Source organism: Chitinophaga skermanii, from assembly GCF_003259335.1.
GTDB classification, from domain to species: domain Bacteria; phylum Bacteroidota; class Bacteroidia; order Chitinophagales; family Chitinophagaceae; genus Chitinophaga; species Chitinophaga skermanii.
On sequence record NZ_QLLL01000008.1, the window covers coordinates 241,778 to 261,219 of the forward strand.

Consider the following 19,442-nt stretch of genomic DNA (forward strand, 5'->3'; position numbering starts at 1 on the left):
TATCATGCAAAATCGAAGGTTATAGTTAGATAGAATTTGGATTAATGATTGATTAACTTATAAATTATTTATTTAGTCACTTTGCATATGCGAAGCGAATTTATTTCTCCACTTTTGGGCTTGTCAACTAAAGGACCTGGTACTCTAGTAGACGGTATTAATACTATTCGCCAATGCATTTATTTAATTCTTACTACTTCAAAGCGTAGTGATCCATTTCGACCACAATTTGGATGTGATGCAAAAAACTACCTCGATTTACCAGTAGTAGAAGCTGTGCCCAAAATGAAAAATGCAATTCTCGAATCATTAACTATTTGGGAAAATCGTATTTCAGTCCAACGAATTACCCACGTAATTAGAGATTTTAGCAAGCTCGAGTTCTCAATCACCTATTGTGTTAATGATTTATCAATAGTAGATACAATCGTTTTTTCACTTAGCGGTAAAAATTCACTAACATATATTATCTATTCTATTATACCAGAAAATGCTGACAGGTTAACATTTGAACTAGAAATTGATGGCAAAATCACTAGTCCAGTACCTTCTGCAAGTGGCTTTAGTTCTTCAACTGAGCTATTTACTTACTTAAAAGAAAGTTTCTACTATTTAGGTCAATGGCATTTATTAAGTGATCGCATATTGTTACATATCTCTGAATACCATGCTGATATACGATTTAGTATCTCTCCATTATTGAAAAAGGTATTTAAGATTAAGTTACCAGAAATTTCCGATAGTAATACTGTGCTGCAAATTTCTATTAAAACAGAACATGAGTACAATTACAGATTCTCCACTTATTCAGCACTATTGAATTGGCTAAACAATACTATGCACGATTTAGGTACATGGTTACTGGAAAGCGCGGAAATCAATACTGCTTCATTTTCAGACAAAGAGTTTTCGGAAGAGTTTTCTACGAACGAAGTACAAGTTCAAACCTATTTAGTAGGTGCAATAAATTTTGACATTGAAAACATTGAGATACAAGTAACGGAAATTAATGCCTGAATATCAAATACTCCATGAAAACCCCAACCAGATTATCGATGAAATTCGTGAGCATTTACAAGAGCTTTATAAACGGACATTAGCGCCGGGAGATATGGAAATGCTTATTATTAATTCATTTGCATACCGAGAATTATTACTACGAATAGCCATTAATGATGCAGTTCGTCAAAACTTCATCCGGTATTCCCGTGGTGCTGCATTAGACGAACTTGTTGCTTACTTAAATGTATCGAGGTTGCCAGCTTCAAAGGCTGTATGTACATTGAAATTTATAGCTGTAACAGGTCATGGAGGTATTTTAATACCAGCCGGCACAAGGGTACAATCGATTGATGGGAAGGCGACTTTTAGAACATCGAAAACAGTTCAACTTCCTAAAGGCGAAACCTCTATATTGGTCGATGCAATAAGTGCCATGGAAGGTGTAGAAGGAAATAATTACGATGTTGGAAATATAGCTGTTATTCTTGATCCACTACCATATATTTCAAGCGCTACCAATGTAGATATTACTACCGGGGGAGGAAATATGGAAGATGATGAAGCATTAAGGGAAAGATTTATTATTTCAACGGCACAATTTAGTGTTGCAGGAAGTAAACAAAGCTATCAATTTTATGCGCTTGGAGTATCTTCAACAATTTCCGATGTATCAGTATCTAGTCCAACTCCCGGCACGGTAGTTATCACACCACTATTGAAAGGTGGCTTGCCACCTAGTATTGCCCTAATAAATTCCATTGCCGACGTTTGTAGCGGTGAGAAAGTAAGGCCGTTAACCGATAATGTAATAGTAGAAGCTCCAACAATACTTGAATACGAAATCAATATTACATTAAGTATTCATCAACATGCCGCTAATACAGACTTGGATATATTTGTTTATAATACTCTACTACAATTCGTAAAAGCTAATGAAGATAAGCTGGGCGTCGATATACTGAAAAATAAAATTTTGTCGCTTGCAATGAGCGATAGCGGCGTATATAATGCGCAAATTATTAACCCGGTTGTTGACATTATTACTCCACACAATTGTTATGCTAAATGCATTGGCATATCAGTTACAACAACTAGTATCCATGGATGATGATTCCAATTGCTGATAGTATTTCTCATTTGCCGCAAATCAAAGCCATCCATGCTGCAATAGAACGACGAATTACAGAATTTGATTTAAGTGATTTGCTTGTTTATATAGTCAATACGGCACCAGCAAGTTATTTACCCTTACTCGCTGAAAATTTTAACGTGCTAGGGTATAATGGATTTTTACTTGCACAAACAGATAATGAAAAACGTGAATTAATTAAAAATGCCCTGTTACTCCAACGCTACAAAGGCACACCATGGGCGATAAAGGAAGCATTGAGAAGTCTAGGTTATGGTGATTGTATAATAACAGAGAATGTAACTCACTGGGCAACGTTCCGTATTACGTTGAACCTACAAGGTAAAACCTTGGGGCTAGATGAAATACAAAACATTATCGAAACAGTTAACGCCTATAAGAATATTCGAAGTCACCTTCTTGATGTATCCTATACCGTTGACATTGGGGAAAGTGAAATTTCGCTAATTGATGTGCTAAATGCCGCGGAGGGTATCAACGACCGTGAAGTATTCACCATTGGAGGGAATACTCTACATAACGGACTTATAAGGCGAAATGGAACTTCAAATTATAGCAGGGATAGTGATAAACTTACCATAAATATTATTACAGATGATTAATACAATAACACCGACTGGATATTTTTCATTAACTGTCTATCACAACAATGGTGCAAAGGAGTTTTTCGAAGAAAAAAACCTTGTTGTGACCAATGGGCGTACTATAATAGCTAAACTATTAACAGGCCAAACAAATGCCAAAATTTCTTCAATAGGTTTTGGATCAAACTCTAAGCCGGCCGAGTTATCAGACGTTGAACTTACAGACATTACCCTAGTTCCAATTATGAACGTAACATTTCCTACGAACAATTCTATTCAATTTGATTACGAGTTGCCAAATGATGCTGGGAATGGTATGCAAATAAACGAATTCGGTCTATTTACAGATACAAACGAACTCTTCGCAAGAAAAGTGCGAACAACTCCAATCATGAAAACCAGTGCTGTGCGCCTTGTTGGTTCATGGACTATAACAATAAACTAATGGGGTCATACATTGGTCAAAACTCTTTTGACGAAAGCATATATACATTTGAGGAAACAGATTTATTACAAGGTGGAGAAGATGGCATCGATAATTTACCTATAAAGCAATTATCTAACCGTACCATTTGGTTACGTGATAACCTCGGCGAAGCTAATAGAATTGTTGGTGAATACATTATAACTGGAAGTAGTAGTTTAAGCACAGATCATGCAGGCGGTATTGTTACTGTAATAACATCAGGCATTACGAATGTGTCATTACCAATACCTTCCATTTTTGAAGCTGGTACCTTTATAAAAATTTGCGCTTTCTGTAGTAACGAAGGTGTAGTAACTATTGCAAGTGATTTAACCAATCTATTCGCCGACCCACGAAATGCACGAAAACAAATACACTTACATAATTCGGAGTACATCATTCTATATGCCTTTAGTGACTATTGGAAAGTAGTTTATGTAAATGGAAACTTTAATAATGTTGGTGAAGAAATCACCGCCCGTACAGTTTTGAGTAACACCTTGCCTAAAAGGGGGCAACTTATTCCACGTGCTAACTATCCTCGCTTGTGGGAGTTTGTGCAGTCCTTAACCTTTGGCCAAGAGGTTGTCGATGATAAAAAATGGTTATCACATCTTACGCTTTATCGAGGTCTATTCTCAATTGGTGATGGAGTATCAAATTTTCGTTTACCCGATGAAAGATCGACCGTTGAAAGGATGTTGGATTTAGGCCGGGGGCTTTCATACGGCCGGGTGCATAATTATGCAGGTGGTTTCGAAATGGATGATATTATTTCCCACGGCCACATTTTGGAAAAAGTTGCACGAACTGGTTGGCCCAAAAGCTCAGGTGATCGTTCACCCAATCAATATTGGATGCATGCTGAACGTGACCCCAATGCTGCCACTGAAATTTCAAGTACTAAATACGGTGGTTTAGAAACCACGGTAAAAAACATAGGTAAATTTTTCTTAATCAAATATTAAACCATGAAACAATTTTTAACAGCCCTATTCTTGTTGTTTGCCCTAATTTCCAATGCTCAATTTCGCGATACCAGCGAAGCGAAAAAATACATTCGCGAAAATATTCGCGATAAACGACCGGACAAAATTACTGCCACCCAACTTAGTACTAGTCTATTGGGCATTGCCTCCCTTATTACTCCATCTACTACAAACGGTGGTGACTTTAATGTAGTTGAAGCAACTACCAGCATCACGCTTACATTGGATGATTGTCTAGTATTAACTAGTAATAGCATTACAATTTCTCTTCCAAAAGCCAGCGACAGTAAAAACAAAATCTACTATTTTAAAACAGGCGGGAACCCTTATGCCAATGTTACGATTCAACAGTTTAGTGGTGAAAAGATCAACAAATCCACGCAAGCATATTCCCTCTCTGGTGCATCATCCTTAGCATTAGTTAGCAACGGCGTGGAATGGTTCGTTTTGTTCCGTGGTACAGATGTATAAATATGGTTTAGCCTTTGTTTAAATAAGGGAGAACCCTACCAGTAATTTTGTCCTATGGAATTAGTAAAATCTATGCTAAGTACAGCATCGCAATACGGCATTGCAATTTTTGTATTAATGTCTTTAAATGTTGCATTGGTTTCCTTTATTTTCCTTGCTTGGAAACAAGGTATTAAAGAGCGTGAAGAACTATTCCAAGTGATTAAAGACAACACAGCTGCCTATACTAAGCTGCAAGAAACAATAAATACGTTAATCCAAGTAATAAAACATTCTTGAAATGGTAAGAATGAAACTAACCAATTATTCAAAACCTCCACCAAAATGGTTTGCAAAAACAAAACTTGCCTTTGCTATTATATCCGATACGGTTATAGTTTTTTTACTTGCTAGGGGGTTTTCAGAAAGTTCCTTCATTATGCTTTTACTACGGATTGGTATTAGTAACCTATTAAAAGTGATTGAAATTTTTATTACCGAAGATGAGGCCCCATTGTAACCATTTTACTGCAGTATTCTTATCGATTATTATTTCTATTCAGTTTGCGTGCAAAACTACCAAATCGAAACAGGTTGCCGAAACAGTCAACAGATATGTAGATAAGAAAATCGGCAAAACTTCCGATTCAACACGCACCGTCAATTTAAGCACAGCACTACTGGACTGTTTATACTACAAGAAAACAATTTTTGAAGTAATTCCACAAGATTCGGCGCCGCCCTACCAGAGAACCACTGTAATAGAAATAGGTCGAAAACGTGAGAGCCAAAGCCAAAACAGTTTCCAAACAAATTACCGTGATTCGTTAACCCAATCGCAAACCAAAGTAAGTAATACCAGTAAAAGCACCCTTGAAAAAACAGAAAAGAGCAGGTCACCTACTTGGTTTGTATTTGTAGTAGTTGTTGGCATTATAGCAATAGTTCTCTATTTATTTAAAATAATCTACCATTAAATTGTTACCCCAAAAATTCGAGTTTCTCACCCGCGAACAAAGCCCTAAAATGCTTTTAGAAGCAATCAAATTGTATGGCGTAGCAGAGATGCCGGGAGAATCTTCTAACGGCCTTATAATGTCTTGGGCCGACGAAATCGGTGTAAGGAAATCCTACATTAACGATTCAATCCCTTGGTGTGGCTTATTCATGGCCATCGTAGCCAAAAGAGCAGGCAAAACTATCGTTGAAAACCCACTATGGGCGCTTAATTGGAAAAACTTCGGGACACCAGTAAAAACCGCGATGCTTGGCGACGTGTTAATTTTCCCACGTAATGGAGGAAATCATGTTGGGATTTACGTTGCTGAGAATAAGACCCATTATTATGTATTAGGAGGAAACCAAGGCAACAAAGTTTGCATTATGCCTTTTGAAAAGAAAAATTGTAAAGCCATTCGGAGGCCCATTTACAAGGTGCAGCCAACAAACGTACGAATAGTTAATGTTTTATAAATCATAAAGGGGGTATCAACCCCCTTTTTTTGTTGAATGTTCTTTTTCGGATTCGTGTAACACGTTCATAAGTTCCACCAATAAATTAACATCGTTGGCCAATATTTTGGGATCAGCTCCCATGTTGGCTAAAATCATGTTATTAATCGAGGTTGCTAATACTTTTGCGCATTCATTTGCTGAAATTCTGGTCAAAAAATCTTCAATCGCTGTCATAGTAGTCAAGGTTAATTTAGTCGCTGCAATTACTAGTAATGAACGCCCACAGTTATAAACCGTGTGCGTTGCAATCTTAGAAATTTAACGGCTAATCAATTGTTAAAATTGTATAACCTAGATATTCTGTTCAATACTACGCAATATTGTATTTTATTATACAACGCATCGGTGTTACTTTTTGCAGCTGTACTGGGTTTGCTACTGTTTGTGACGATGCTAATTTAGTTATAAAAGGAACAGCTTTAGCGATGATTTCTTTTTTATAGAATTCAGTTATTTCACGCGCATACGTTTTTGTTTGTGAAACCTTGGTATGTCTAAAGACGAAGCGGATTGTATCAATATCTATGCCAGCACGTAGTTTGTCATCAGCTCCTAAAGCCTTTAAACTATACAATTTTTTATGAATTTTAAGTTGCTTCATTACTAGGTCGCGCCATAAGTTAGTTGCCGTGTCGCGCTTTATTCTAACAAATGAGGGCGCAAAATAACCCGGTCTTTTAGCTCCTGTTAAACGTTTTACGGTACCATCTTCTTCCATTATTAGAATACTCCCCATACCGCGGTTGCCTATTCCTTTTCTTTTTGTTAAAGCCCCGAAAACAAAGGCATTGGGGTCCGCATCTATTGTATGTGCATATAACATTTCCTTCAGTTCAATACACATCGGTACACGCCCAATTTTATTGGTTTTACTATTTCTTCTTTCTTCATCCGGTATGATTTTGATGTAATCCTCGTCAAAGATTAGATCGCTTACCCTTAATGCACAAACTTCATCGGGTCTTAGACCTGCATGGTAAATACACAGTGAATAAAGCCAAAAGTTTGGGTGATAAATTGATAGTTGGTGCGCTACTTTTATTTTTTCTTTCGCTGTCAAAGTTTCATACATTGCAGATTCACCTACATTTCTGAATGACATTTTAGCGGCTGGGTTGTACTCAATAACTTCCTCTTTTTCTATATACCCAAACAAAAGCCTCATTGTTTCAACTATTTTATTGTAGTATCTATTACTAAGAGGGTTGTTTTCGCATCTACGACTATCTTCTAGCCGCTTTAAAACCAGCTTGAAGTCTTTGCGCTTAAATTCCGAAATAGGCAAAATGTCGTATCCTAATTCGATAATTGTCGGTTTTATTTGGTTGTAAGCTGATTTGTATGTGCGCCGGGTACTTTTTTTAATAGGCAAGGCTTCTAGTGCTTTATCAAGCGCCTTAAGTAGGGGAGTAGATTCGGAAATTAGATCGTTTTCTATTTTTTCACGTAAAGAGGCTTTGTTTTTCTGTTTGAACTTAGGGTCATCGATTGGGTTCCAACCCATAGAAATCCATTTAATACGGGCGGCTAAAATGGCTTCAGCGTGTTTTTTTCTTACTGAAACATCCTTGAATTTATTCGCAACTTGAAATTTCCTTGGTTTCCAAGTTCCGTTGTAATTGTATTCAAGATAAATGTACCAATCCTTATCTACATCCCAACCGTGATGGGTAAGGCGAATGTTTTTGAATTTTTCGGTGGGAGATTCTACGTTGAGGCCAGTTAGAAGTTTGTTCTTCATTTAGTTTTATCAATTGCCACGCTTAGGAACTTCGACTTTTACTTCGACTTTGACCTAAGCGGTTTGACAAAACATTGAAACATCAAGGGTTTAACTAAAATTAGCGGAGGAAGAGGGATTCGAACCCCCGGACCTGTTACAGTCAACAGTTTTCAAGACTGCCGCAATCGACCGCTCTGCCATTCCTCCGCGGCAAAAGTATAAAACAGAATTTATTTTCCAAAAAATATTTTCCCTCTCATCAAAAAATAGATAACACTAAAATTAAATGAGGGGATTCGTTCGCAGATTTTTTTTATATTACTTTTGCGTACATAACGACATGTAGCATAATACAATAGAGTGGGAGCAGTCAACCCAGTTTCATCCGAAATAGAAAGCGTTACCTAGTAGTTTGAGCAAAGTACTTCAACTAAAATTGCATGCCACTTTAGCGCATGCGTGTATAACGAAATAGAGCAACCTATACTGTACGAACATATGGATAAAACCCAGCGAAAGATCGCGGAAATTGCCGCTGTGGCCGATGAGCTGCCCGGAGTGATTATTATTTTGAATGCTGATTTACATGTTGCTTATATGTCGAACCGTGGCTTAGCCGCACTGGGTACAAGTATGGAAGAGTTGAAATCTTTGGGGGCCGATTATCACCAACGATTTTTTAACCCGGAAGATATCAATGAATACATCCCAAAAATCTGGGATCTTCTGCATAATACCGAACAACCCGACGCCATCGTAAGTTTCTTTCAACAGGTAAGAAGTGGTCCCAACCAAAATTGGGAATGGCACTTTAGTGCTATGCGCGTATTAATGCGCGATGATACCGGGAAGCCGTTGTTAATTATGACGATGGCCTATCCCGTAGATCCCGCTATGCATGTAAACAGTAAAATTTCGCGGATTATGGAAGAAAATGTATTCTACCGCAAACATAGCCCGCTGTTCGCCAGCCTCGGCAACCGCGAAAAAGAAGTGTTACGCTTGCTGGCACTAGGGAAAAGTGCCGTTACCATTGCGGAAGAGCTGTTTATTGCAGAAACTACCGTGGAAACGCACCGTAAAAATATCAAGCGCAAACTGAACATCAACACCACGTACGAACTCACACAGTTTGCGCAAGCATTCAATTTAATTTAGCAAAACTTAATTGTGCATGAGTGCATGGCATGTCGCTATGCACTTATTTACCGCCAGCCGCTTTCAATAACTCGGCCATCTTCGTATATCCCTTTGCCATTGCATGGCGATACGGTGTAATACCTTCTTTATCCGGGATGTTTACTGCTACACCTGCGTCTAATAAGCGTTTTACCACTTGTGTATGCTGGCTACCACCATTGCCTAATATGACGGCCTCCATGAGGGCGGTCCATCCCAAGTTATTCACATGGTTGACGGGGAAATTTTTATCGGCTAGTAATAGTTCTATAACAGGTAAATGGGCTCGTTCGCAGGCCGGGATGAGGGCTGTACCACCATAACGGTTAAATACATCGTACCGGGCACCGTGCTGCATGTAGAGTTGTACCAAGTCGGCAAAGCCGCTGGCACCGGCGTATAAAAACGGCGAATTCAAGATTTTATCTTGTGCATTTACATTCGCGTTTGCTTGTACAAGGGTATTGGCTGCATCGAAATGATGCTTGTAAGTTGCCACCATTAAAGGGGTACGACCTTCAGCGTCTTTGGCTTCAAGATCGGCACCGGCTTGTAGCGTGGCTTTAATAGCTACCGTGTCGTTGTTGTTGGCTGCTGTAAATAATTGCGTTGTGGGTTGTTCCATCATCATCTCCTTCTTTTTTTGTGCGCAAGCATTCATGCAAAAGCATATCCCAACCAGTAGAAAAACGTACTTCATGCGATCATGTTTGTTCTTCCCAAAGAACGACTTTTTACCCCGTTATGAAAGGTGCTTATGAATGACTTGATGGTACTTTTTGAAACTCTTCCCTGAACACCACGGGCGTAAACCCAGTATACCGCTTAAAGAATCTTGAAAAATAGGAAGTATCCGAAAAGCCAAGTGCAAAAGCAATCTCTTTTACATCCTGCTGGGTTAAAGTTAACATCCGCTTCGCCTCCAACAATAAGCGCTGCCTAATATGGTCGCCTGCCGTAATACCTGTTTCTTTCTTACAAATGGTATTGAGATACTGGGGCGTAATGAATAACGACGTTGCGTAGTATGTAAGCTGGTTATGTTCCTTGTAATGTAATTCAAGCAATTGCAGGAACTTATTCACCACCAAGCGCACAGGTGGTAAATTCTGGCTTGGGTGTTGTGCTTCGTATTCCCTTTCCAACATACTGAGCAATACCCACAGCCTGTGCATAATAATCCTTGTAGAAAAGCCATCTGCCCGGTTGTACTCTTGCTGTATGTGTTGTAATTCAATAAGTATATCATCAAACGCCTCGCCCTTTAATTGCAAGTAAGGCTGTGCCGAAAAGCTAAAGAAAGGCCATTGTTGCGGGCTAAAAGAAGAGAATCCTGGCGTATATAGCACTTGGTAGCCCGTTGTTTTTGGATGTAAATCCCAAGTATGCGCTTGCCCCGGTGCTAAAAAGTATACCTGTTTATGCTTCACCTTGTATTGCTCGAAATCAATGGTGTGTACACCGCTACCTTTCTCTACCACTAACAGTAAATAAAAGTTATGCTTATGTGGCTGGAGTAATTGAGGTTTGCCTTCCACTTCCTGCTGGAAGATGCTAAACTGCCCATCTTTTAAAGGACGGCAGATATCGGATATGCTAATGGTAGGTAATGACGAATGACGGTGCATGCTCGCTATTTTCGTAGGTTTCTCTACAAATATACACCTATTTACACGATAGTACTTTTTGAAAGTACATGCAAAACCCCTCGCACAAAATGAATTATACGAGGGGTTTCAGCAATAAAGGCAGCGCTTTCGCTTTACCTGGTTGCGAGTTTAGTTACTTTATTTTCTACCGCTGGAACGGTTTGTAAGTAAGTATAAATGGCACCCAAATCTTCTTCACTCATTTTGCTCAACATCATCCAAGGCATGGGTGTATTAAAGTCTTGCGGCGTTAATGTCGGCGATTGGTAACTACTATCTGCATAAGCTTTGAACCGTGCAATAAACATCTCCCTCGTCCAATTTTTAATACCACTATTGGCAGGCGTAATATTCGATGCTTGTACATTTCCACAAGGCATGGGGAAGGTTCTGCCACCCGCGAATGCCATACCGGGTATAGGGTCGTTACCTTTCATGGTGTTATGACAATCATTGCACGCACTAATCGTGGTTAAATATTTACCCCAAGCCACGGTATCTTGTTGACTGGGTTTAGACATTGGATTGGCGGCCGATGGTACTGTACGAATAATGAAGTTCACCGGGAAATCGAGTGTGCTTGTAGGTACTTCATTCGGTACAGCCGGTAAGCTGCGTAAGTAGGCGATGATGTCGTATACATCTTCCGGGTCCATTTGCGCGTAGGATTTGTACGGCATAATGGGGAAGATAACATCGCCGGATTTTGTTACGCCCGTAGTAATAGCCCGGTAAATTTCGCCGTCGGTCCATGTTGCTAGGTTGTACGGGGTAATGTTCTTAATGTGAACAGTTCCGGGTATGCCCATTTCGCTGCCAAACCGGTCGCCACCTTTCCCCAAGCTGCCTGGTGCCATGGGGCCGGCAAACTTGCTCCAGTCGCGGGTAGAATGGCAATCCATACATACGGCTACTGCATTTGCTAAATATTTACCCCGTTCTACACGTTCCGGGGTAATGTCTACTTTTAAATTGGGGGCATCACCCACACTGGGTAATACAAACTTTGCATAAGTGATCGAGCCAGTTACAAGAATAATAATCACAAGGAAAATATATCCTAATACTTTCAATGCTTTTTTCATGATACGTAAATGTTTTGCCGCTATAGGAGAGGTAGCGGTACGGGGTGAATTAGTGTTGTAATCATTCGTGTTGTTGCCAGTACTTGCAACGGTACGAGTTGGACAACACAAAAATATCCCGATACTTCCAGGATTCCAACGACTTCACCCATAATTACGTAGTACTACGTACCAAAACAGGTATTAACCCCTGGCTTTTTGAATGTATGCTACGAAGCGACTATTATTCGACGCCGGGGCATCATTATCAATAATGACACCATCTTTATTAATCAATATTGCGCGTGGTGTAGTAATAATCTTATTCTTCACCGCCAACGGCGCATTCACGTTCCCTATCAGCAAAAAGGTATTCTTCGCTGTGAAATAGTTTTTATTCTCGTTGTATTTCTGTTGCCAAGTGGCTTTGTCTTTATCCATCGATACTTGTAGGAAAACAATTTTACTGGTGTCTACTTGCTTTTTGTTATTCCTTGATGTAATAAGTTCCGATATACATGCACTACAATCGCTTGTATAGAAGTTCACATATAGCATTTTACCTGGGAAGCGACGTAATAAACTATCCAAAGAAATCACATCCCCGGTTGTTGTTCTAAACATGTTTTCCTCTTTCTTACCAATATCGCCATTAGCCGATAAGTCTTGCAAATAACTACGGTAAAGGGAAGGAGTATTGGCAATACCGCCGATTTTGGATTTAATATTGCCTTCGTCTAAGGTGCTGAAATATTGTTTAAGCAGCATAAACTGCACGTAGCTCTTAGCTGCCGCGGGCGTAATGTTATTCGATACTTCGTATAAGTGTTGGAAGTTGTTTTCTGTTCTGAACCGTTTGTAGGTGAGGAATTGGTTCATCAACGTTTCGTAAGGCAACATCATGGTGTTAGGCACCATGTAGGGGAAAGCCTTTACTTCTTGGTACCTTGCTACAATTTCACTATCCAAAGCCGCAACATTGTACGTAGAACGCTGGCGGATAATGGAGAAGTAACTACGAATTTTCTTCTCCAATAAATTACTTAGCATATACCACCGCAAAAAACTGTGGAAGTAAGGTGTTACAGGCCTGGCTTTTACATACTGCACAAAGAACGAACTATCGGCCGATAGCTGGTCGTTCAAGTATTGTTGGTAGGCATCCATGTTATCTTTCGCTAAGGCCACTTCCTTTTCGGCTTGGTTGGTATATGCTGCCGGGGTCGATTGGGGAAGGCGGTATTGGTATAGCGAGCGGAAGAAGTTAAGTTCACAAGTACGGGCATACCTTGTGAGGTGCCGTACAAGGGGGTATTTATCTTGGTTGAATTGGAAGCTAACTGTATCGCCGGGGCATAGCAAATACGGGATTTGCGTTACGTCGGCTTGTTTTATTATAAAGGGCTTGGGCGATCGTAAGTAGAATGTATCCGTTGCTTTAAAAGCTGGGTTTACGATCAGCATCTTAGGATCGCCGAAAGCATCCTGGTAGAATAATTGAATTTTTTGGTAAGGAGTTTTAACTATCAGCATGATGGTGTCACTAAAAGCTTTGGTCGCCACCGTGCGTTGCGCCATGCTTTTCGAACTCATCATCAATAATACTACAATAGCAGTGAGTGCTGCTTTCTCAACAGTTGTTAGGGATCTTTTTATCACGCCGGAATTAATTTTGGGGCATTCTTTCGCGATAAAAATAGTAAAAAGTTTATTGCATTGTCAAGTCTTTCGTTGCCTAAAATAGGCCACGCATAAGGCTTTTGTAGAAATTATTATTTTTGTTGATGTTTATGCAGCTTCTCCTTCAAAGCAATATATTACTCGTACAAAAATTCAATGGCATTTAATTTTGTTCCCATTTGGTAATAATTCTCCACTTTGCCGGGATAACCATTGCCACGGTACACGTATTTCGATACAATATTGTATTTACCATCGTTATTGTCTTGCATGTGTCGATGGATTTTAACGATGTTATTCTTTGAAATAGCATTGGGTAATACGAGTTGCGCTCCTTGTACTTCATAGAATGGATTAGGGTTCGTATCGTATTCATAGTTGGAACGAATGGTAGTATTGCTTTTGGTATCGTGTGTTTCAGATTCCGTCATGTTGCCATTCGTATAGGTATAGCGTACATGTTCTTCATCTTCGAAACCGGGGTAATGGGTTACGAAGTTCGTTACCAGCGAACCTTCTACTGTATACGTTTTCCAATAAATAGTATCCTGCCCGGGGTACTCGATGTAATACGAGCTATATAGCTTGTTGCCATCATAATTGAATACTTCCGCGGCTATGCGCTGGTTGTTTTGGAAATAGGAGGCATTGATTAATACGCCATTGTTGTAGGCATAGGTGCGGTACGAAAGCGTGTCGCCTTGTGGATTTAAATGGGTGGCGCGCACTAATTTGCTTTCATGGTATTGGTAGCGTGTAATGTTGATATTGGTATTGTCGCTACCAATGCTAATTAAGCCTACTAGTTTCTTAGCAGCATTGTTGTTGGGCTGCTCTTTTTCCTTGCGGCAAGCCACGAGGGTGAGCAGGGAGAGGAGAAAAATTACTTGTTTCATGGTTGTAGAATGGGGCGTTTAATTGCACACAAAATTCAAACAATCCAATCATCAATTTCTCCGTACTTGTACTGAAATTTACACGTAACAAAAAGGCCCCTTGGAATATCCAAGAGGCCTGGGGGTGATTCATAGGATGGTCCCGTTGTATATTAGTTCGGTTTGTAAGCGTCGTTTTGTTCCATGTTCGTATTCGCCTTCATCTCTGCTTGTGGAATAGGCAAAATAGTACGGCCGTTCGGGTAATTAATGGCTATGGTAGTAGCACTTCTATACTTGGTGAAGCTCTTCTTCGTACGGGTTAAGTCGAATAAGCGGTGACCTTCAAATGCTAATTCTTTCCTTCTTTCATTCAAGATCGCATCTGTTAAGGCAGTACCTACTACGTCGTATGGTACTAGCTTGTCGTCGCCTCTAGCTGCAATGGTGTTTAGATCGGCCAATGCTAGGGCTTCTTTACCGGTATGGGCACGTGCTTCAGCACGGATCAAGTAAACTTCTGCTAAGCGAATTACTCTTGACGGTTCTTCGAAGTTGGTATTGTTCGTGTATTTCGTTACCAACCAAGCCGGGTTTTCACCACCGCTGCGTTTACCTTTCGTGATAAAGGTTTTACGAATATCGGTAGCAGTATACGCATTGAATAAATCTTCCGTAGATAAAGCATCGCCATAGCTACCCGATTGCCAATAGATATTTACCAAGGCATCGCTACCGAGGTTATCGAGGGTATTGAATTGAATCTCGAAGATCGACTCTGTACTGTTTTGTTTCTTGGAATCGTCGATGAGTTTATCGCGGGTAATTAAGGCGAAGCCTCCTTTTGTAATCACATCATTCGCCAAAGAATCTGCCGCTACATAATCTTCACGGTAGAGTTGTACACGGGCCAATAATGCCTTGGTGCCGTAGTAACCCATTTTACCGCGCATGCTGGCTTTAAAGCCTACAGGTGTTCTAGGCATGCGTTGCATGGCTGTGTTGAAATCACTGATAATTTGGGTATATACTTCTTTTACCGTGTTACGTTTCGGCGAAATAATACCTTCTTTGCTCGTTGCATTTTTGGTTACTACAGGTACACCTAAATGATCGGCTGTTGGCGTTGCATTATACGGCAATGCGTAGAAGCGTACCAGGTTGAAGTGTGCTAATGCACGTAGTGCATAGGCTTCACCGATGATATGTTGTACTTCGGCAGAATCGCTGGAAGGGTAAGTGTTAGCTTCTGCTTTTGCAATAAGCAAGTTGGTATTTGCAATCACCCTATATAATTGGTTCCATTGACCGGCAGCGTACGATTCGCTTTCAGTGGTAATGTATTGATCGTAGGAGAGATAGCGGTTTTGGTTCTTTTTACTAATGAACGCATTATCACTCATAATATCGGGCAACAGGATGGTAGTTCTACCGTAGTTGTTCAAGTTTTGCATGAGCGAATAGATACCGTTAATGGCAGCACGGGTGCTGGCAATATCTTTGATGACCATATCAGCATCGGTATTCTGTTGCGGGTTGGTATCCAAGAAATCTTTGGAACAAGCGGTTGTTAGGAACAGCCCGCTCAATGTGCATATGTATAGTAATTTTTTCATGATGTTGTGGTTGATGGTTAGAACTTAATGTCGATACCGAATAACAATGTTTTGTACATAGGTGCATTCTGATCGGTTTTGCCTTCGATACCTACTTCAGGGTCGAAGTTCATTCTACTATCTTTCATGTAAGTGAACAAGTTGCTCGCCCTCGCATATACGCGGATACCGCCCATACGTGCTTGTTTTACAATGTAGTTCGGTAAATCGTAAGTCAACGATACATCCCTTAAACGGATATAGTCACCATCGTACATGAAACGGGTAGAGCTGTAGTTGGAAGAGCCAGATTGTGAACCACCGTATACCATTTTCGGTACATCGGTTTGGTTGCCTGCTGTTCTCCAACGGTGATCGTATACGTAACGTGGAATTTTATCGGTTGCATTGAAGCCTTTGTTACCATCGGAGTTGCTGTTAGAACCCCAGTTGTCGTACACTTTGTTACCGTAGTTGTAGAAGAGCAAGAAGCTGAAACCAATGCCTTTGTAAGTAAAGGTGTTGGTTAAACCACCGAAGAATTTCGGTAAGGCACTACCTTGGTTGAACTGTGTAGCTTTACCATAGTCGTTCGTAGTTTTCGTTTTTGTAGCATCTGTATACCACAATGCATCACCATTGGTTTGGTCAACACCGGCATAACCACGGAGGTAATATTGGTAGAAGTCGCCCCCTACATAACGGTTGTAAGAATCGCCGCTATAAGGGCTGCTTAATGCCGTAATGCGGTTTTTTAAAGTAGAGAAGTTCAAGCTGGTATTCCATCCGAAACCGTTTTCTTGTGCGAGGATGTTTTGCGTAGTGATCTCGAATTCGAAGCCACTGTTTTCCATGGCACCTACGTTGGTGAATATGCTGGTAGCACCGTTAGTAGCGGAAATAGGCATATCCAATAATAAGTCGGATGTTTTACGTATGTAGTATTCTACTGTACCCGTTACGCGGTTATTCCATAAACCATAATCAACACCTACGTTGAAAGGTTTATTCTTTTCCCAAGTAAGCAAGTTGTTACCGTAACGAGAGAATACATAACCCGGTTTTTGATCATAATCAGAACCGGCGTATAAAGCACGTGATGCGAAGTTGTCGATGTCCTGGTTACCATTCACACCGTAGCTTGTTCTTAAGCGGAGTTCAGAGATTGTTGACTGTGCTTTCATGAAGGTTTCTTCACCCACATTCCAACTAGCACCTACCGACCAGAACGTACCAAATCTACGCATGTTACCAAAGCGAGAAGAACCATCTCTACGTACCGAAGCACTTACATAATAGCGCGATTTATAGTTGTAGTTAGCGCTGGCAAACATCGAGTTCAAAGCACTCATGGTTTCATTAGATCCTGCACCGGTAGCAATAGAAGCGTTGTCCAAAGTAGTGGTGTTAGGTAAGAAGTTTTGTACCCCGGCGCTGTTACCAGAACCTGTTACTTTTTGTGCTTCATAACCAATAAATGCACCTACACCATGTTGACCAAATTGCTTGTTAGCACGAAGAATACTGGTACTTACCCAGTTCAATACGCGGTAGGTATTGTAATACGCTTCACCACCATTGCTACGAGCCGTACCGATGCCTGCTTTATAGAATATTTTTTGATCGTTGTAATTGAAGTCGAAGCTCGTTTGGTTTTCGAGCGATAACCAATCTGTTAACGTATACTTCGCACCTGCTTTACCCACAGCACCATAATCGGACGTTAAGTTGAAGTTCTCGCGAACGATCGCTAACGGGTTGTAATTGTTGGCATAGCTTAAATCGTAAGTACCATCTTCTTTGAACACGCGCAACCAAGGTTGGTAGCGTTTGTACATACGCACGGGGTTACCGTTCGAACCTTCATCCGGTTGCGTGTGCATAGAACGGTAGCTTAATTGTAAGCCGATATTGAAAGAAAGGTTCTTCGTGGCTTGGTTGGTTAAGCGGAAAGTACCCGTATAACGTTTCCAATCACTGCCTTCGAGAGCTGCTTTACTGGTGTAATAGCTACCAGAAACATAGAACTTTGTTTTATCGGTACCGCCGCTGGCCGATAAGTCGTATTGTTGGTAAGCACCGTTACGGGTTAGTACATCAAACCAATCGGTATCTACCGTTGTATCGATGCCAACGCTGGCGATTTCGTCTTTGAAAGTGCTTTCAGGCTGGCCGCTATTCACCCAACCTTCACGCAGTAACTCTAACATTTCACGCGTATTTAAAGGGTAGTGTTTATCGGTAAGGGTTACTTTATTAAAGCCGAATTGAGAAGAGGCATTGAACACTGTTTTGCCTGCGTTGCCTTTCTTGGTTGTAATTAGAATAACACCGTTGGCAGCTCTTGAACCGTAGAGGGAAGCGGCAGAAGCATCTTTCAACACGGTAAAGCTTTCGATATCTTGTGAGTTTAAACTACTTACGCTTGTAGCAGCTAAAGGCACACCATCTACTACGTAGAGCGGGGCGCTACCTGCGTTGATAGAGCCAATACCACGAATCCTAATATTCGGTGTAGCACCTGGCTGTCCCGAACCGTTAGAAGCAATTACACCCGCTACGTTACCTTGTAAGTTCTCTTGTAAAGTAGCGCGGGGCGAGCGGGCAAAGGCAGCGGTTTTCACCGTAGCGGCAGAACCTGTAAAGCTAGAACGCTTCTGGTTGTCGTACGCTACTACTACCACTTCGTTTAACGGGTTTACCGCTTCTGGCAGCACAATAGATAGTTGTACATCGTTGTTGTCTACCTTTACTTGTTTCGTTACTTTCTCGAAACCAATGAACGATACCACGATGGTATATTCGCCGGCTTTCAAGTTTTTGATACTGAATTCGCCGTTGGCATTGGAGGAAGTACCGAAGCTGGTTCCTGCAATGTGAATAGTAGCACCAATGATAACATCGCCTTTACTGTCGACTACTTTACCATGAATGGCGCCATTATCGGCCGCTGTACGCTGTTCGGTTGGAACAGGGAGATGATCAGTGGCTTCGGTTTGCGCGTTGTATATAATGAAATGATCGTTCACCACGCGGTAGCGCAAAGGCGTGTTTTCGAACACCAACTCGAGCTGTTCGCCGAGGCTGCGCGATGCTTTGGGGATACTAATGTTTTTATAGTTTGCCACTTGTTCCTGGCGGTAGATAAATCGAATATTAGCTAAGCGCTCCATTCTACTGAGGGCAGATTTGAGCGACTCTTCTTGTGCGCCGAATGTAATAGCCAGGTTGGTTTTGCCTTGCCCTTTCATGGTGCTCGCCAGCAATAGCTGCCCGCTGAGCGCGATGATGATAGCAAGAATAACATTGACTTTCATAATAAAGCGAAGGGTGGTTTGGTTGTTTTCCAGCAAGCGACGACACCGGGCATAGAAAGGCGCGTTCGCAACTGGCAAAAGACTAGTTTTTTGCATAAATTGCAAGTGGTTTTAATTGTCAAACAAAGTATTTAAGACCGTTTCAGTAACCTGGGTGGCAGCCCGGGTTACTTTTTTTAGGTATTATCTAGTTTATGGTGGCAT

Annotated in this window: 19 protein-coding genes and 1 tRNA gene; 10 read left to right on the forward strand and 10 right to left on the reverse strand. The window is 40.8% G+C overall.

Going from position 1 to position 19,442, the window contains the following annotated elements:
* The first annotated feature begins 87 nt into the window (after window positions 1–87).
* The 9 genes from LX64_RS20635 to LX64_RS20680 all read left to right on the forward strand — a co-directional run bounded on the left by LX64_RS20635 (window position 88) and on the right by LX64_RS20680 (window position 6,114).
* On the forward strand, window positions 88–1,017 hold the full coding sequence (locus LX64_RS20635; RefSeq protein ID WP_111599593.1) for a GPW/gp25 family protein: 930 nt from the start codon (window positions 88–90) through the stop codon (window positions 1,015–1,017).
* Complete coding sequence (locus LX64_RS20640) at window positions 1,010–2,110, forward strand: baseplate assembly protein (RefSeq protein ID WP_111599594.1); 1,101 nt, start codon at window positions 1,010–1,012, stop codon at window positions 2,108–2,110. The genes LX64_RS20635 and LX64_RS20640 overlap by 8 nt, the downstream gene beginning before the upstream one ends.
* Window positions 2,107–2,754 (forward strand): phage tail protein I, encoded by a 648-nt coding sequence (locus LX64_RS20645; protein WP_111599595.1) that lies wholly within the window; start codon window positions 2,107–2,109, stop codon window positions 2,752–2,754. The genes LX64_RS20640 and LX64_RS20645 overlap by 4 nt, the downstream gene beginning before the upstream one ends.
* Window positions 2,747–3,181 carry a hypothetical protein gene (locus tag LX64_RS20650; RefSeq protein ID WP_111599596.1) on the forward strand — a complete coding sequence of 145 codons (435 nt, stop codon included), beginning with the start codon at window positions 2,747–2,749 and terminating at the stop codon, window positions 3,179–3,181. The genes LX64_RS20645 and LX64_RS20650 overlap by 8 nt, the downstream gene beginning before the upstream one ends.
* Complete coding sequence (locus tag LX64_RS20655) at window positions 3,160–4,170, forward strand: hypothetical protein (protein ID WP_148707406.1); 1,011 nt, start codon at window positions 3,160–3,162, stop codon at window positions 4,168–4,170. Before LX64_RS20650 ends, LX64_RS20655 begins: the two co-directional genes overlap by 22 nt.
* A 3-nt stretch (window positions 4,171–4,173) precedes the next feature.
* Window positions 4,174–4,662, forward strand: a complete 489-nt coding sequence (locus LX64_RS20660) for a hypothetical protein (protein ID WP_111599598.1) — start codon at window positions 4,174–4,176, stop codon at window positions 4,660–4,662.
* A 54-nt stretch (window positions 4,663–4,716) separates the two neighbouring features.
* Complete coding sequence (locus tag LX64_RS20665; protein WP_111599599.1) at window positions 4,717–4,941, forward strand: hypothetical protein; 225 nt, start codon at window positions 4,717–4,719, stop codon at window positions 4,939–4,941.
* 10 nt (window positions 4,942–4,951) lie between these two features.
* Window positions 4,952–5,161 carry a hypothetical protein gene (locus LX64_RS20670; RefSeq protein ID WP_148707407.1) on the forward strand — a complete coding sequence of 70 codons (210 nt, stop codon included), beginning with the start codon at window positions 4,952–4,954 and terminating at the stop codon, window positions 5,159–5,161.
* Window positions 5,162–5,667: 506 nt separating this feature from the next.
* Entirely contained in the window at window positions 5,668–6,114 is a 447-nt protein-coding gene (locus tag LX64_RS20680) for a TIGR02594 family protein (RefSeq protein WP_111599638.1), read from the forward strand.
* Between the two features lie 15 nt (window positions 6,115–6,129).
* Here the strand turns inward: LX64_RS20680 and LX64_RS20685 are convergent, their stop codons facing one another.
* The 3 genes from LX64_RS20685 to LX64_RS20695 form a co-directional block, all read right to left on the reverse strand.
* The gene (locus LX64_RS20685; RefSeq protein WP_111599602.1) at window positions 6,130–6,330 is read right to left on the reverse strand and encodes a hypothetical protein; all 201 of its coding nucleotides are present in this window, start codon (window positions 6,328–6,330) and stop codon (window positions 6,130–6,132) included.
* A gap of 136 nt (window positions 6,331–6,466) precedes the next feature.
* The gene (locus tag LX64_RS20690; RefSeq protein WP_111599603.1) at window positions 6,467–7,897 is read right to left on the reverse strand and encodes a tyrosine-type recombinase/integrase; all 1,431 of its coding nucleotides are present in this window, start codon (window positions 7,895–7,897) and stop codon (window positions 6,467–6,469) included.
* A gap of 104 nt (window positions 7,898–8,001) precedes the next feature.
* Window positions 8,002–8,086, reverse strand: a tRNA-Ser gene (locus LX64_RS20695).
* 291 nt (window positions 8,087–8,377) lie between these two features.
* Here LX64_RS20695 and LX64_RS20700 point away from each other — a divergent pair.
* Window positions 8,378–9,037, forward strand: coding sequence for a response regulator transcription factor (locus tag LX64_RS20700; RefSeq protein ID WP_111599639.1), 660 nt, complete (start codon window positions 8,378–8,380; stop codon window positions 9,035–9,037).
* Between the two features lie 43 nt (window positions 9,038–9,080).
* On the opposite strand, the gene LX64_RS20705 is transcribed toward LX64_RS20700, so the two are convergent.
* The 7 genes from LX64_RS20705 to LX64_RS20735 form a co-directional block, all read right to left on the reverse strand.
* The gene (locus LX64_RS20705; protein ID WP_245952759.1) at window positions 9,081–9,758 is read right to left on the reverse strand and encodes an ankyrin repeat domain-containing protein; all 678 of its coding nucleotides are present in this window, start codon (window positions 9,756–9,758) and stop codon (window positions 9,081–9,083) included.
* Between the two features lie 55 nt (window positions 9,759–9,813).
* Complete coding sequence (locus LX64_RS20710; RefSeq protein WP_111599604.1) at window positions 9,814–10,686, reverse strand: helix-turn-helix domain-containing protein; 873 nt, start codon at window positions 10,684–10,686, stop codon at window positions 9,814–9,816.
* A 134-nt stretch (window positions 10,687–10,820) separates the two neighbouring features.
* Window positions 10,821–11,792, reverse strand: a complete 972-nt coding sequence (locus tag LX64_RS20715) for a c-type cytochrome (protein ID WP_111599605.1) — start codon at window positions 11,790–11,792, stop codon at window positions 10,821–10,823.
* Between the two features lie 183 nt (window positions 11,793–11,975).
* A complete protein-coding gene (locus LX64_RS20720) occupies window positions 11,976–13,430 on the reverse strand; it encodes a TlpA family protein disulfide reductase (RefSeq protein ID WP_148707408.1) in 1,455 nt (484 codons plus the stop codon).
* Window positions 13,431–13,588: 158 nt separating this feature from the next.
* Complete coding sequence (locus tag LX64_RS20725) at window positions 13,589–14,347, reverse strand: hypothetical protein (RefSeq protein ID WP_111599607.1); 759 nt, start codon at window positions 14,345–14,347, stop codon at window positions 13,589–13,591.
* Window positions 14,348–14,499: 152 nt separating this feature from the next.
* Window positions 14,500–15,942 (reverse strand): RagB/SusD family nutrient uptake outer membrane protein, encoded by a 1,443-nt coding sequence (locus LX64_RS20730; RefSeq protein WP_111599608.1) that lies wholly within the window; start codon window positions 15,940–15,942, stop codon window positions 14,500–14,502.
* A gap of 17 nt (window positions 15,943–15,959) precedes the next feature.
* The gene (locus LX64_RS20735; protein WP_111599609.1) at window positions 15,960–19,334 is read right to left on the reverse strand and encodes a SusC/RagA family TonB-linked outer membrane protein; all 3,375 of its coding nucleotides are present in this window, start codon (window positions 19,332–19,334) and stop codon (window positions 15,960–15,962) included.
* Window positions 19,335–19,442 lie beyond the last annotated feature (108 nt).